Origin of the sequence: Streptomyces sp. TLI_185 (assembly GCF_003814765.1) — a bacterium.
In the GTDB taxonomy this organism is placed as follows: Bacteria; Actinomycetota; Actinomycetes; order Streptomycetales; family Streptomycetaceae; genus Streptomyces.
Genome location: NZ_RKRB01000001.1, coordinates 9,447,327 through 9,461,168, shown reverse-complemented (window position 1 = coordinate 9,461,168; position 13,842 = coordinate 9,447,327). Strand labels below are relative to the sequence as shown.

The window sequence follows — 13,842 nt, the reverse complement described above, 5'->3', positions numbered from 1 at the left end:
GTCAGTGCTCCCAGCTCACAATGATCCGGTCGTCGTCCCACTCGGAGAAGTTGCCGGTGTAGGAGACGATGGCCAGCTGGAACTCGCCGGTCTCCCACTCCCGCCCGAGGCGGTTCTCGACGCTTTCGCGGTTGATGACGATCCGGCCCGCCGCCTGCAGCTTGACGAGGCCGGGAAGGTGACGGAGGGTCAGTTCGGGGTTGTCGTCCTTGATCGCCTCGATCAGGGCCCGGTTCTCCTCGGACTCCTGGAGGTCGATGGCGACCTGGCGCAGTGTTCTGGTGCTCATGCGGCGCCTCCGGTGGTCTTGGTCCATGCGGTGGCGTGGGCGTCGGCGAGCTCGCCGAGCGCCGCGGCACTCGCCGCCTGCGGGAGCGCCTGGTCGATCGCCTCGGTGAGGGCCGCGACCGCCTCGCGTGCCCGGTCGGACCAGGTGGCGGCGATCCGGGTCAGGACGGCGCGGTTGTCCTCGCCGCGTTCCGGGTCGTTCGCCCAGCAGGTGAGCAGCGCGTCCAGCCACTTGCGCTGGTCGGCGTACCACGTGGCCAGGTGCTGTGCGACCAGGCTGTACGCGCCGGCCCCGCCGAGCAGCGCGGTCTCGTCGAGGTGCTGGTACAGCAGCGGGTAGACGAGTGAGTCGACGAGGTCGACGGCCAGCAGGCCCTCCGCCCAGTCCTCGACGACCATGATCTCCTCGGTCAGGCGGCGCAGCGGCTGGAGGTGCTCGCCCTCAAGCCATTGCCGCTTGGCCTCCTTGAGCGCCTCGGCAGTACCGCCGCCGGCGGCGATCCCGGCCCGGGAGAGCATCTGCGCGTTGCCGATCCGGTCGAACGCGGCGAAGGTGCAGCACTGCTCCAGGGAGGTGCCGTAGGCGAAGCGGGCGCCGGAGACGCTCACCAGCTGGGCCCCGGACTCGTAGTGCCTGAGCGGGACGACCACCGAGGTCAGCACTGTGTGCCACGCCTCGGGCAGCTTCGCGAGCAGGTCGCGCGCCTCCAGGTAGCCCAGCGTCTTGCCGAACTCGTCGTGCAGCGCGGCTCGTTGGGTCACGTACGGCGTGTAGTAGTACTGGCGCGGATCGGTGTAGCTGTACGGATCCGTCAGCCGCAGGGCGGAGAACCGCTCGTCGTACAGCTCGCGGTCCTGCGCCCAGGTGGGCCGGTAGTGGAAGTTCTCCCTCGGCTCGACGTCGAGTGTCGCTTCGAGGTAGCGGCTCGCCGGCTGGTCGCCGAGGCGGTCGATCACGTTCTGGTAGGTCTGGCGCCTCGGTTCGAGGACCCGGTAGCGCAGTTCGTATTGCACGAGCTTCTCCTGACGGGCTTCATCGGCATCAGGGACGGTTGTCTCGCTGTTTCAGCGGCGTACGGAGGCGGCGATCAGGCCGAGCAGGAGTGCCTGAAGCTCGTCCTCGCCGGTGAGCCGGCGCGGTCCGTCGTCCGGGAGACAGGGGGCGGTGAGCCGGGCGACGGCGGTACGGCCGGACACGGCGGTCTCCACCCGGGCTTCGGCTTCGCCGCAGCCGATGGTGAATGACAGGCTTCCGGGGCCGGTCGCGTCCACCAGGGTGAAGGCGGTGCCGTGGTCCCGGAGGACCGTGTTCGCCTCGCAGATCAACTGCTCTGCGAGGGACCGGACGACGACCTGCGTGTCGGTGAGGACCGCCACCGGGCCGGCCTGGCTCGGCTCGGTCTCCGGCACGGGCGGTGGCGCCCCGTCGAGCAGGGACGTCACGGAAATCATGAACGGCGTCATCGGGCGCTCCTTGCTCCGAGCCGACGTCCGCGGGGCCGCTCGGGCGGTGCGCCACTGCCGCGGCCTGCGGTTGCTCTGAGTGTTACAGCGCCGCAATGACGTGTGAAATATCGATTACTAATGGATTGATATCCGGGGCGTCATGTTCAGAAGACGTCCTGCTCGATCTACTCGACGTCGAGCCGATCGAGCAGGGACTGGAGTGCCTGATGCCTACAGACCCATGTCCTTGGCGATGATCGTCTTCATGATCTCGTCGGTGCCGCCGACAATCCGGTTGACGCGGTTGTCCGCGTACAGGCGGGCGATCGGGTACTCGTTCATGTAGCCGTAGCCGCCGTGCAGTTGAAGGCAGCGGTCGATCACGCGGTGGGCGACCTCGGTGCAGAAGAGCTTTGTACTGGCGGCCTCGGCGGGGGTCAGCTCGCCGGCGTCGAGGGCCTCCGTGGCGCGGTCGATCACGGCCTCGGCCGCGTCCACCTCGGCCTTGCAGGCGGCCAGCTCGAACTTGGTGTTCTGGAACGTGGCGACCGGCTTGCCGAAGACGACCCGCTCCTGCGCGTACTGCTGGGTGAACCGGATGGCGGCCTTGGCCTGCGCGTACGCGCCGTAGGCGATGCCCCAGCGCTCGGAGGCGAGGTTGTGGCCGAGGTAGTGGAAGCCCTTGTTCTCCTCACCGAGGAGGTTCTCGACGGGGACCTTGACGTCGACGAAGGCCAGCTCGGCGGTGTCGGAGGTCTTCATGCCGAGCTTGTCGAGCTTGCGGCCGACCGAGTAGCCCTCGGACTTGGTGTCCACCACGAGGAGGGAGATGCCGTGGCGGCGGTCCTCGGCCGTCGGGGCGGCGGTGCGGGCGCAGACGATCACGCGGTCGGCGTGCACGCCACCGGTGATGAAGGTCTTGGCGCCGTTGAGGACGTAGTGCGTGCCGTCCTCGGAGAGCTTGGCAGTGGTCTTCATGCCCGCGAGGTCGGAGCCGGTGCCCGGCTCGGTCATCGCGATGGCCCACATCTCCTCACCGGAGACGAACTTGGGCAGGTAGCGCTTCTTCTGCTCGTCGGTGGCGAGCATCTTGATGTACGGCAGGCAGAGGTTGACGTGGACGCCGGACCCGCCGAAGGTGACACCGGCGCGGGCCGTCTCCTCGTACTGGACGGCCTCGAACTTGTGGGTGTCCACGCCCGCGCCGCCGTACTCCTCCGGCACGGCGATCCCGAACAGGCCCAGCTCGGCGAGCTTGAAGTAGAACTCGCGCGGCGCCTGGCCGGCGGCGAGCCATTCGTCGTGGACCGGAACGACCTCGGCCTCGATGAAGGCGCGGAGGGTCTCCCGGAACACCTCGTGATCTTCGTTGAATACCGTACGGCGCACGGACATGCTCCTTCGTCAAGCTCGCGACCAGCCTCGCGACCAGCGGAGACCAGCGGACGGGCGAGCACACTGAGGGGACCAAGCGACTGACTAAGCGCTTGCTTTGCGAGATTACCCGTCGGCCATCGTGGCAGTACAGAGACCCACGACACGTCAGAGCAGGTCCGAGCCGTCAGCGGGCGGCAGGTCGGCCGCCGCCCAGCAGCCACCGCAGGCGCGGCATCACCCGGGCGAGCAGCGCGGAGTCCTCGCCCGCTCGGGTCGCGACGGCCAGCTCGACCTCCTCGGTCGTGCCCGACAGGGGCCGGTATGTGGCCCCCGTGATGTGCAGGTGCCGCACCGAGGCGGGCACGAGCGCGACGCCGAGCCCGCCGGCGACAAAGGCAACGAGAGTCGAGGTCTCAGCCACCTCCTGCACTGCCGAAGGATGGAAGCCCGCTCGCTGGCAGGCATCGAAGACGGCGTCGTACACCACCGATCGATGCTGGGAGGGGTAACAGATGAACGGTTCGGTCTGCAGCTCGGCCAGCGGCACGCTCTTCCGGTCGGCGAGTTCGTGCCCCTCCGGCAGCACGGCGATGAGCGGTTCCCGACGGAACACCAGGACGTTCAGCTCGGGGTCGCGTACCGGGGGGCGCAGGAAGGCGATGTCCAGGGACCGGTCGTGCAGCGCTTCCACCTGGCGTGGTGTCAGCATCTCCCCCTTGAGCTCCAGCTCGATCCCCGGGAACTCCTCGCGCAGCGCTCGGGCCACCGCCGGCAGCAGCTCGTACGTCGCCGAACCAGTGAAACCGATGGCTAGCTTGCCGACCAGGCCGGAGGCGACGAGCCCTGTCTCGTCCGCGGCGGCGTCCACCGCGGCGAGGATGCCGCGCGCCCGCTCCAGGAACCGGGCACCGGCGGGTGTGAGTTCGACCCGGCGGGTCGACCGGGTCAGAAGTTGTACGCCGAGTTCCGTCTCCAGCTGTTTGATCTGCTGCGACAGCGGAGGCTGGGCGATGTGCAGACGTTCCGCGGCGCGCCCGAAGTGACACTCCTCGGCAACGGCGACGAAGTACCGGATGTGCCGTAGCTCCATGCTGGGGAGCATAAGGTGGCCGGTCGCGGCTCCCGGCCCGTACAGCCTGATCAGTGGGGAAGGACGCGCAGAGCCTCCAGCGCCACCCCGAGATCGGCCAGGGTGCGGGGATCGGACAGGGAGCGACCGGTCAGTTCCTCGATCCGGCGCAGCCGGTAACGGATCGTGTTCGGATGCAGGAACATCCGCTCGGCGGTGTCCTGTGCCCGGCCACCTGCGGCGAACCAGTGGCGGAGAGTCTCCAGGAGGCGCGTCCGGTCCTGCGGGGGCAGAACGAGCACAGGTTTCAGGATGACGTGCACGAGGCGTGTCGCCTCCTCGGGCGCCGCCGCGACGACCATGGCCAGCGGATGGTCGTCGAAGCAGGCCACGCCCGCCGACTCCCGGGCCAGCCCGGCGAGCGCCAGCCGTGCGAAGCGCAGTGCCCGGGGGGTGTCGCCGAGCGAGTCGAACAGCGGGCTGATCCCCATCCGGGCGCGGCGCCGCCGCAGGGTCCGGAGGCTCAGCGTCTCGGCGTCCGGTGCGGCGAGGGACAGAACACCGATCTGCTGGTCCAGCAGCAGTCTCCAGGCCGAGGGCACGTGAGCCTCGCGCAACGCCGCCTCGATCCCGGGCAACGGTTCCTCTCCCGCCCCGAGGCCCGCGGCCACCACCACCGCATACGGTCCGTCCTTGGGCAGCCCGAGGTGGCGCGCCGCGTCGTCGAGACCGGCAGGGTCCGTGATGTCGCCCCTGCACACTGCCTCGACCAGTGCTGAGCGTCTCGCCTCGCGCTGCCGGCTCAACTCGGTGGAGGTCTCCCGGTATGCGGTGGCGAGCACCTCCGCGTACCGGCCGAACAGCATCCAGATCTCCGAGGATCCGGCTGCGAGCTGGGCCTCAGCCACCTCGGGGTAGTGCCGAGCCTCGTCGAGGATGAGCGCCCAGAGCGAGTCGAACGCGATCCGGTAGGCGTGCAGGGCGTCCACCAGCGGGACGCCCTGCTCAGCGCGGATCCGTCCGGTCTCGCGCGCCGGGCGGGAGTCGGGCTCGCTGCCCTCGGCGAAATACGCCAGGACGACCCGGGCATTGCGCTCCACGGAAAGCCGCAGCGATTCCCCGGGAACAACCGAATCATCGGCGTAGGAATCAACCTCGGCACGAATGCGCACCGCCAACGCCTCACTGATTTCGTGAAGGCGCTCCTGCAGTACCGAAGCGACACCGGAGAGGTCCATCTCCGCAGCTTATGGCGGGGTCCTTGTTTCTGGGAACAAGCAGTCCACAGCGATGCTGTATGTGCTGCCATAGACGCTCCTCATTACGGGCGGCAGCATGCCGCCAAGCATCGCTGGGACGCGCGATGCACGTAGTCGCAAGAGGAGACAGGCATGCCCAATCTCGCGGAGTTCCTGGTGGCGACGGCCGCCCGACAGCCGGAGCGCCCCGCGCTGCGGCTGGGAACGGCGACCATCAGCTACGCGGAGCTGGACGAGGCGAGCGCCCGAGCCGCCGCACTGCTGCGCGCCGAGGGGGTCCGGCCCGGCGACCGGGTCGCCCTGATGCTGCCCAGCTCACCCGAGTTCATCATCCTCTACTACGGCATCCTGCGCGCCGGCGGCATAGTCCTGCCGCTGAACCCGCTGCTCAAGGAGCGGGAGGTCGCCTACCACCTGGGCGACTGCGGTGCCGTGCTGCTCTTCGAGTGGCACGAGGCGCCAGGTGAGGGCGACAAGGGTGCTGCCGCCGCCGGCGTGCGGCACCTGGTCGTCGAGCCCGCCGACTTCGCCGAGCGTCTCGGGCGGCACGAGCCCCATCGACAGGTCACCGCGGTCGACGGGGACGACATCGCGGTCCTGCTCTACACCTCCGGCACCACCGGCCGCCCCAAGGGCGCCTCGCTGACCCATGCGAACCTGCGCCACAACACCGAGATCATCGTCACCGACCTGGCCAGGATGGTCTCGGACGACGTGGTGGTGGGCTGCCTGCCGCTCTTCCACATCTTCGGCCAGACCGCCACCCTCAACGCCGCGGTGAAGAGCGGCGCTCTGCTCGTGATCGTCCCCCGGTTCGACGCGGAGACCGTGCTCGACATCCTCGCTCGCGAGGGCGCCACCGTGTTCGAGGGCGTCCCCACCATGTACGCAGCGCTGCTGCAGCACCCGGCTGCCGCGAACGTGGATGTGTCCGCCCTGCGCACCTGCATCTCGGGCGGGGCCGCGCTGCCGGTGGAGATCCTGCACGGCTTCGAGCGCCACTTCGGCTGCATGGTGTTGGAGGCCTACGGCCTGTCCGAGACGAGCCCCGCCGTCTCCTTCTGCCGCCCCGACCGCATGCGCAAGCCCGGTTCGGTGGGGACGCCCGTCCGCGACGTCGAGGTACGGCTGCTGGACGCCGACGGACAGGAAGTGGCCACGGGCGAGGTGGGCGAGCTGGTCGTGCGCGGCCCGAACGTGATGAAGGGCTACTGGAACCGCCCCGAGGAGACGGCGGCGGCCATTTCCGACGGTTGGTTTCACACCGGTGACATGGCCCGGCGGGACGAGGACGGTGACCTGTACATCGTCGACCGCAAGAAGGACCTGATCATCCGGGGCGGCTACAACGTCTATCCGCGCGAGATCGAAGAGGTCCTGCACGAGCACCCCGCCGTCGCCCTGGCCGCCGTCGTGGGTGTGCCGGACGACAAGCTCGGTGAGGAGGTGGCCGCCGCGGTCGTCCTGCGCCCCGGTGCGCAGGCCACGCCGGGGGAACTACAGAAGTTCGTCAAGGAGCGGGTGGCGGCGTACAAGTACCCGCGCCGCGTGTGGCTGACCGACTCCCTGCCGACCGGGCCCACCGGCAAGATCCTCAAGCGGGAGATCACCGCATCCAGCGTCTGAGGACAAGGGTTGAGGGCCTTCGAGCAGCTGTGGCGGCTCGGAGGCCCTTACGTCTGCCTGGCGACAGCGGTCGGAGCCGGGTGCGGTCGGCGCTATCCGATCCCGCCCGTACGCCCGGCGAACTGTGCGCGTCGGCGGGCCATCCACGCGGCGATCTGGGCCCGCGAGGTGAACCCGAGCTTGGCGAGGATCCGCTCGACGTGACCGTCGGCGGTGCGCTTCGCGATCACCAGCCGATGGGCGATCTCCCGGTTGGACAAGCCGGATTCGATCAGGGCGGCGACCTCCAGCTCCCGCTTGGTGAGCGGCTCGGTGGCATCGGCGCGCCGGGCCACGGCCGTACTCCCCTCGGCGCCCAGGGCCAGATCGATCACATCCCGCAGGCGCCACAGCGGAACGGAGGGCTCGCCACCCCCGGAACTCGGCAGATCGAGCTGGTGGGCGCAGTGGCGTTCCGCGAACTCCGACACCTGCGGCCCGAAGGCGGCGATCGACGTGCCGAGGGAACGCCACACTCGCCGTGCCGCCTCGCACAGGGCGGCCGCGCGGTCCACCTCACCACGGTCGTAGGCCACCCAGGCCAGCAGGTCGGTGCACAGAGCGACGCCGATCCCTTCGGACGGGAGTTGAACCCGCAGTGCCGCACGGGCCGATCGCTCCGCCTCCTCCAGGCGGCCCAACGTCCACTCGGCCAGGCCCGCAGCCCAGAGGGAGAAGGCGCGGCCGGACCTGTCTCGGTACGTCTCGCACAACGCCACCGTGCTGCGGCTGATCTCCACGGCCTCGGCTGCCCGGCCGGCGCAGGCGAGCGCGGTGGCTAGCATATAGAGAGCGGCGAGTTCCAACTCACTATCACCGCGGTCGCGGTGTCCGTCGACAGCGGTCCGCAAGCCCTGCACCGCGGTGTCTGCGTCTCCGGTGAAGAGCGCCCACAGCGCCCCCCAGTGGGTGACACGCAGCTTCACGCCGGGGTCGTCCAGTTCCTCCGCGAGGTCCGCAAGTGTGCTGAGCCACCGTGCGGCACTGTGGTGGTCCCCCTGGATCAACGCGATCCAGATCATCACCCACACGCCCTCGGCCCGCTCCGGCGACGGCGCGGTGACCGCGGCGAGCGCTGCCTCCATCCGCGTCCGGCCGTCGGCGAGGAACCCTCCGGACAGCCAGTGGTAGCGCAGCCGTGCCATCAGGCGCAGAGCGGCTCGTTCCTCCCCCGGAGTGAAGAGGCTCCACTGCACCGCTGCGACATGGTCCGCGTGCTCCAGGCGCATCCGCTCCAGCAGGGCCTCCTGCTGGGGACCGCACCACTGGTCGAGGACCCACTGGGCCCGGCGCAGCATCACGTCGCGATGTCTGCGCCGCAACTCGTCAGCTTCGCCGGCCTGTTCGGCGTGTTCGGCCGCGATCTCACGGACGGGAGCGAGCAGGCGGTACCGCATGGTGCCGACGTCGCGCTCGGCCAGCAGGATCGACTGCCCGACCAGACGCTCGATGGAATCGACGACGTCGTCGGGGTGCAGTTCGCCAAAAGCACAGACCTCTTCAGCGAGCTCAAGATCGAAGGTTGCGGGAAACACCGACAAACGGCGCCAGAGGATCTGCGCGGTCCGCGGGCAAAGCTGGTAGCTCCAATCCACCATCGCCCGCAGTGATCCGTGCCGCGACCGGGACTCGGCAACCGGCGCGGTCAACGACGCCAGTCGTCGGCCAAACCGTTCCACCACCTGCTCGACGGTCAGCGCTCGCAGCTTCGCTGCTGCCAGCTCGATAGCCAGCGGTATGCCTTCCAGCAGCCGGCACAGCTCGACCACGGCCTCAGCGTTGTCTTCGGTGACATCGAACTCGGGATCGACGGCACGCGCCCGCTCCACCAGCAGGCTCACCGACCCGTCCGCGATCAGCTGCGCAGCCGGGGTGGCCGGTTCGGGCACGCTCAGTGGCAGCACCGGCCGCAGCACCTCCCCCTCGACACCGAGGGGTTCCCGGCTCGTGGCCACCACGCGCAGCTGCGGAGCCTCGCGCAGCATGACCGGCACCGCCGCCCGCACAGAGTCCAGCACGTGCTCGCAGTTGTCCAGAAGCAGCAGCAGTTTGCGGCTGCTCAAGAAGGACAGCAGCTTCTCACGCGGCTGCGTGGCGGACTGATCGTTGATGTCCAGGGCGCTGACCACCGCGGACTCCACCTCCGCGCCCCCTGCACCGATGCTCAGATCGGCCAGTCGGACCAGCCACGCGCCGTCGGGGAAGCCGTTGCGAGCTCGATAGGCCAATTCCAGGGCCAGCCGCGTCTTACCCACACCGCCTGCCCCGACGAAGGTCAGCAGCCTGGATTCCGAAAGTGTCCGCTGTGCGACGTCGAGATCGCTCCTTCGCGCGATCAAGCGATTCAGAGATGGACCGACCCGGTTCCCTCCTCGTTGAGAGGCCTGGGCGCTAGTCATGCAGAGATCCTAGGCGAGTCCAACCCGAACACCACACCCTCGCGGGGCCGATCAATTCTCGCGACCACCCCCAGCAAGCAAAAGCCTGCTCGCAGGAGCACGGCGCACCGGCTGCTGATCATGCTGTGGAGCCGCGGCCTCGCGGAAGAGAAGCGGCCACCCGCCAGGCGAAGCGGCGCCGGCCCCCGCACTGCTCCAGCGCCGGCAAGCGATCGCAGCCTTCGACCCTGCCCTTGCGGCGGCCCGCAGGGCCGCCCGATTCCCGCCCCGCACGGACACCACCACCTGCACCGCCTCGGACTTCGAGCAGGCGCCGGCCCAGTGCGCCGCACCGGTTACGCCACCACCCTCGGTAAGGCGATCGTCGGCGGCGCCGCAGTGGCTGCCCGCGCCGCTGGACCGGTCGGGCAGGGCCTGTGCCGCCGTCGCTCTCGTGACGTGAACGTCGGGCTCACCAGGGACGTGGGCCGCCCCGGTCCGATGGGTGATGGTCGCCGCCCGCAAGGTCGCCAAGGGCTCCGGCGCCTCACGCCGCCGGTGAGCACGTTTGCCCCGAGTAGGTGCGCCGGTGGTCAGCAGATCAGCCCTCTCACACTCGCTGCACGTTCATCCCTCCGTCGATCACGGTGGCGGTGCCGTTGACGAACGAGGCGCCCTCCGAGGCCAGGTAGGTGGCCAGCGAAGCCACTTCCCCGGGTGTGCCGAGCCGTCCCTGCCCCCGAGTGATCAGATCCTTCAGCGGCGTTCCGGTGGCGGCCTCGAACTCTGTGAAGGCGCGCTCGATCATGGGGGTTTCGATGAAGCCGGGACAGATCGCGTTGGCGCGCACGCCAAGGTCGCGCAGCTCAAGCGCCATCACCTCGGTCATGCGCACGACACCGGCCTTGACCGCCGCGTAGGCGCCGAGCAGGGGGAACCCGACGACGCCGGCCAGCGAGGCGATGTTGACGATCGCGCCGCCGCCGTCCGTCAGCGCGGGAACCGCGTGCTTGTAGACCAGCCAGGTACCCCGCAGGTTGACCGAGTACATCCGATCGAACTCGTCCTCGGTCAGTTCGTGGAGGGGACCGAAGCACTCGACACCGGCGTTGTTGACCAGCACGTCGAGTCCGCCCAGGGCACGCGTGGCCTCGGCGACCGCCGCGGCCACGCTGTCGCCGGAGCGGACGTCGCAGGTGACGCCGACGGTGTCGTGGCCGATCTCCAGAGCTGCCTTGTCGGCCCCCTCGATGTCGGCGATCACGACGCGGGCGCCGGCGGCGACGAACGCTTCGGCGACCGCCCGGCCGATGCCCCGGTGCGCGCCGGTCAGCAGCGCACGCTTGCCCTCCAGAATTCCGGTCATGCTGTTTTCCTCTCCGGTCTGCGTAATGGTGATCGTGCTGTGGTGCCGCGCCATCGCACGCCGGACGGTGGCAGGTATCCCTGGCGTGCGCTGAGCGAGCGTCAGAAGCGGTGCCCCGTGGGCATCAAGCCATCGATGCCGCGCGGGGCCCAGGCCCGGCCAGGCACCGGGCAAGCAATCGGCACCCGTCGCTCACGGCTCGTGCGCCGTGAACTCGCCGGGCCTGCTCAGCCGAGGAGCGCTTCGGCCTTCTCCGTCCCGGCCTCGGCCGACAGCAGCGGCGCGAGGAAGTCGCGGATGGCGTCCTGGATCTCGGCGGCGCGCGGAATCGCACCGGAGAGCACGAACGTGGTGTGGATCAGACCGTCGAGGCGTCGGCAGACGGTCGGCACACCGGCTTCCGTCAGCGCTCGCGCGTAGTGCTCGCCCTCGTCGCGTAGCGGATCGATCTCCATGGTGATCACCAGTGCGGGCGGCAGGTTCGACAGGTCCTGCGCGTGTGCCGGGGCGGCCCAGGACGACGTCACGTGGGCAGGGTCGCCGAGATACCAGGCCGCCATGCGCCCGCCCAGCTCGGTGGAGATGACCGGGCCGCGCGCGAAGGTCTTGCGGGACTCGGTGTCGGCGGTGAAATCGGTCGGCGGAGTGACGAGGACCTGGGCGGCAAGGCGCGGTCCGCCCTCGTCCCGGGTGCGCAGCGCGGCCACCGCGGCGAGGTTCGCACCGGCGCTCTCGCCGCCCACCGCGATCCGCTCCGGGTCGCCGCCGTACTCGGCGATGTTCTCCGCCGCCCAGCGCAGCGCCGCCATCGTGTCGTCGACCGCCGCCGGGAACGGGTGCTCGGGGGCGAGCCGGTAGTCCGGGGACACGACGAGAGCGCCGAGGCGCCGGGCGAGGGACGCGCAGGGCTCGTCGTACGCATCGAGACTGCCCGCGATCCAGCCGCCGCCATGCAGGAAGACGACCACGGGCAGCGGGCCCTCGAGGGGCGGCCGGTACAGGCGCACCGTCCGCTCACCACCGTCCGTCGGGTACTGCGTGTCGGTGATGCCGACATCCGAGGGAACGGGCAGCTGCATGTTCTTGAAGCCCTCGATGGCAGCTCGGATCTCCTCCAGGGAGGACTCCTCGAGCGGCTTGGCGCCCATGTTCATCAGGCCGGCGAGGAGGAAGACCGCCGCACCGTCGATCTTGATCGAGTTCGGCAGGTCTCGCGCGTCCCCGTCGAGCGAGAAACCGGCGTACTCGGTCGCCTGAACCTCCGCGCAGATGGCGCGGTACATCGGCGCACCGGTGAACAGCGAGAGCGGCCTCCGCGGCTTGCCCGGAATGTTGTCGCCCATGTACCAGGTGACCGCCTTGGGGAACAGCGTCACCTCGGCGACCTCCGCGACCACCTCGTTGTACCGGTCCTCGGCCGCGGCCGTCACCTCGGCCGTCCGGTGACGGTGCGCGTCCGTATAGGCGATGAGGTCGCCGATGAAGTCGACACTGTCCTCGATGGCGATCGGGTTGTTGAAGAGGGCCGCCGCGCTCTGCGGACCGTTGACGTGGAACAGGTTCGGGAAGCCGTGGTTGGCCATTCCGATGTACGCGCGCTGCCCGTCCGCCCAGTGGTCGGTCAGTTTCCGGCCGCCGCGGCCCACCACACCCATCCGCATCAGGGCGCCCGCGCCCACGTCGAAGCCCGTGGCGAGCACGATCACGTCGAACTCGTACTCCTCTGCCGTGGTGGCGATGCCCTTCTCGGTGATCCGCTCGATCGGGGTCGTCCTGGCGTCGACGAGACGCACGTGCGGCAGGTTGAACGTCTCGTAGTAGTTCGTCTCGAACGTGGCGCGCTTGGCGCCGTACGGGTGTCCCTTCGGACACAGCAGTTCCGCAGTCTTCGGGTCCTTGACCCGCTCCCGGATCCGGTCGCGGATGTACTCCGCGGCCGTCTCGTTGGCCGCCGGGTTGTAGATCAGGTCGAAGTAGGTGGACGCGAGCATCCGGAAGCCGCCGCCGTTGTAGTACGTGTCGTACGTCTTGCGGCGTTCCTCGGGGCTGTCCGCCAGCGCGGGGCGCGTGGCGCGCGGGTACGCGGCGCCGGCCAGGCTGTTGCGCGACTCCTCCCGCAGCCTCGGGTAGTCGGCGACGGTCTGCTCGAACTCCTCGTCGGTGAGCGGACGGTTCCCGAGGGGGCAGGCGAAGTTCGCGGTCCGCTGGAACACGGTCAGTTCGGAGACCTGCGGGGCGATCGTCTGGATGACCTGGATGCCGGTCGAGCCGGTGCCGATCACGGCGACACGCTTGCCGGCCAGATCGACGCCGTCGGCAGGCCACCGGCTGGTGTGGACGACTGTGCCTCGGAACGTCTCCTGGCCCGGGAAGTCGTTCGGCTTGTTCACCGAGAAGGCGCCAGCCGCGTTGATGAAGAACCGCGCGAAGGTGACGCCGCCGTCGTCCGTGCCGACAACCCAGCGCTGAGCGGCGTCGTCCCAGACCGCAGACGTGACGCGCGTGCTGAAGCGGTAGCTGCGGCGCAGGTCGAACCGGTCGGCCACATGCTCCAGGTAGGCCAGGATCTCCGGCTGCGCGGCGTACCGCTCTTTCCAGCGCCACTCCCGCTGCAGGTCCTCGTCGAAGGAGAAGGAGTAGAAGATGCTCTCGAAGTCGCAGCGCGCGCCGGGGTACTGGTTCCAGTGCCAGACGCCGCCGGGTCCCGAGGCCGCCTCGAAGGACTGAACCGACAGGCCCTGCTGGTTGCGGAGGCGGTGGGTGGCGTAGAGGCCGGAGAAGCCGGCACCCACGATGACTGCGTCGACATGTGTTTCGTCCATGTACCGACTCTGGGTTCAGCACGTTGCGAGGGCTACGGGTAGGGATACCTGATGGCATACCTGATCCCCTACCTGTCTTCTGCCGGGACGGTCGGCTGCGGCGACCCGGTTCAGATGCGAAACCGCTGGTGAATGGGGTGAACAGCCTGATTCGCGAGACTTCGGCGATCTT

10 protein-coding genes are annotated in these 13,842 nt (G+C 69.4%); 1 reads left to right on the top strand and 9 read right to left on the bottom strand.

Translation table 11 applies throughout. From position 1 onward, the window contains the following. Position 1: 1 nt before the first annotated feature. The 6 genes from EDD92_RS43475 to EDD92_RS43450 all read right to left on the bottom strand — a co-directional run bounded on the left by EDD92_RS43475 (position 2) and on the right by EDD92_RS43450 (position 5,418). Positions 2 to 289 (bottom strand): MmoB/DmpM family protein, encoded by a 288-nt coding sequence (locus EDD92_RS43475; protein WP_123969360.1) that lies wholly within the window; start codon positions 287 to 289, stop codon positions 2 to 4. After that, positions 286 to 1,302, bottom strand: coding sequence for a phenol 2-monooxygenase (locus tag EDD92_RS43470; RefSeq protein WP_123969359.1), 1,017 nt, complete (start codon positions 1,300 to 1,302; stop codon positions 286 to 288). Before EDD92_RS43470 ends, EDD92_RS43475 begins: the two co-directional genes overlap by 4 nt. Positions 1,303 to 1,353: 51 nt before the next feature. Continuing rightward, positions 1,354 to 1,752 carry a hypothetical protein gene (locus tag EDD92_RS43465; protein WP_123969358.1) on the bottom strand — a complete coding sequence of 133 codons (399 nt, stop codon included), beginning with the start codon at positions 1,750 to 1,752 and terminating at the stop codon, positions 1,354 to 1,356. 213 nt (positions 1,753 to 1,965) lie between these two features. After that, the gene (locus EDD92_RS43460) at positions 1,966 to 3,123 is read right to left on the bottom strand and encodes an acyl-CoA dehydrogenase family protein (RefSeq protein ID WP_123969357.1); all 1,158 of its coding nucleotides are present in this window, start codon (positions 3,121 to 3,123) and stop codon (positions 1,966 to 1,968) included. Positions 3,124 to 3,295: 172 nt separating this feature from the next. Further along, a complete protein-coding gene (locus EDD92_RS43455; protein ID WP_099933247.1) occupies positions 3,296 to 4,201 on the bottom strand; it encodes a LysR family transcriptional regulator in 906 nt (301 codons plus the stop codon). Between the two features lie 50 nt (positions 4,202 to 4,251). After that, a complete protein-coding gene (locus EDD92_RS43450) occupies positions 4,252 to 5,418 on the bottom strand; it encodes a CdaR family transcriptional regulator (RefSeq protein WP_123969356.1) in 1,167 nt (388 codons plus the stop codon). A 153-nt stretch (positions 5,419 to 5,571) separates the two neighbouring features. On the opposite strand from EDD92_RS43450, the gene EDD92_RS43445 reads away from it, so the two are divergent. Further along, a complete protein-coding gene (locus tag EDD92_RS43445; protein ID WP_123969355.1) occupies positions 5,572 to 7,065 on the top strand; it encodes a long-chain fatty acid--CoA ligase in 1,494 nt (497 codons plus the stop codon). Between the two features lie 92 nt (positions 7,066 to 7,157). Here EDD92_RS43445 and EDD92_RS43440 read toward each other — a convergent pair whose 3' ends face one another. The 3 genes from EDD92_RS43440 to EDD92_RS43430 form a co-directional block, all read right to left on the bottom strand. Then, complete coding sequence (locus EDD92_RS43440) at positions 7,158 to 9,503, bottom strand: LuxR C-terminal-related transcriptional regulator (protein ID WP_123969354.1); 2,346 nt, start codon at positions 9,501 to 9,503, stop codon at positions 7,158 to 7,160. Positions 9,504 to 10,092: 589 nt separating this feature from the next. Further along, entirely contained in the window at positions 10,093 to 10,848 is a 756-nt protein-coding gene (locus EDD92_RS43435) for an SDR family NAD(P)-dependent oxidoreductase (protein ID WP_123969353.1), read from the bottom strand. 227 nt (positions 10,849 to 11,075) lie between these two features. Further along, positions 11,076 to 13,670, bottom strand: coding sequence for an alpha/beta hydrolase fold domain-containing protein (locus EDD92_RS43430; RefSeq protein WP_123969352.1), 2,595 nt, complete (start codon positions 13,668 to 13,670; stop codon positions 11,076 to 11,078). Positions 13,671 to 13,842 lie beyond the last annotated feature (172 nt).

Coding starts and splice junctions, on each gene's coding strand:
- EDD92_RS43465 (WP_123969358.1), bottom strand. CDS start 1,752: ATGACGCCGTTCATGATTTCCGTGACGTCCCTGCTCGACGGGGCGCCA.
- EDD92_RS43430 (WP_123969352.1), bottom strand. CDS start 13,670: ATGGACGAAACACATGTCGACGCAGTCATCGTGGGTGCCGGCTTCTCC.
- EDD92_RS43440 (WP_123969354.1), bottom strand. CDS start 9,503: ATGACTAGCGCCCAGGCCTCTCAACGAGGAGGGAACCGGGTCGGTCCA.
- EDD92_RS43455 (WP_099933247.1), bottom strand. CDS start 4,201: ATGGAGCTACGGCACATCCGGTACTTCGTCGCCGTTGCCGAGGAGTGT.
- EDD92_RS43435 (WP_123969353.1), bottom strand. CDS start 10,848: ATGACCGGAATTCTGGAGGGCAAGCGTGCGCTGCTGACCGGCGCGCAC.
- EDD92_RS43475 (WP_123969360.1), bottom strand. CDS start 289: ATGAGCACCAGAACACTGCGCCAGGTCGCCATCGACCTCCAGGAGTCC.
- EDD92_RS43445 (WP_123969355.1), top strand. CDS start 5,572: ATGCCCAATCTCGCGGAGTTCCTGGTGGCGACGGCCGCCCGACAGCCG.
- EDD92_RS43450 (WP_123969356.1), bottom strand. CDS start 5,418: ATGGACCTCTCCGGTGTCGCTTCGGTACTGCAGGAGCGCCTTCACGAA.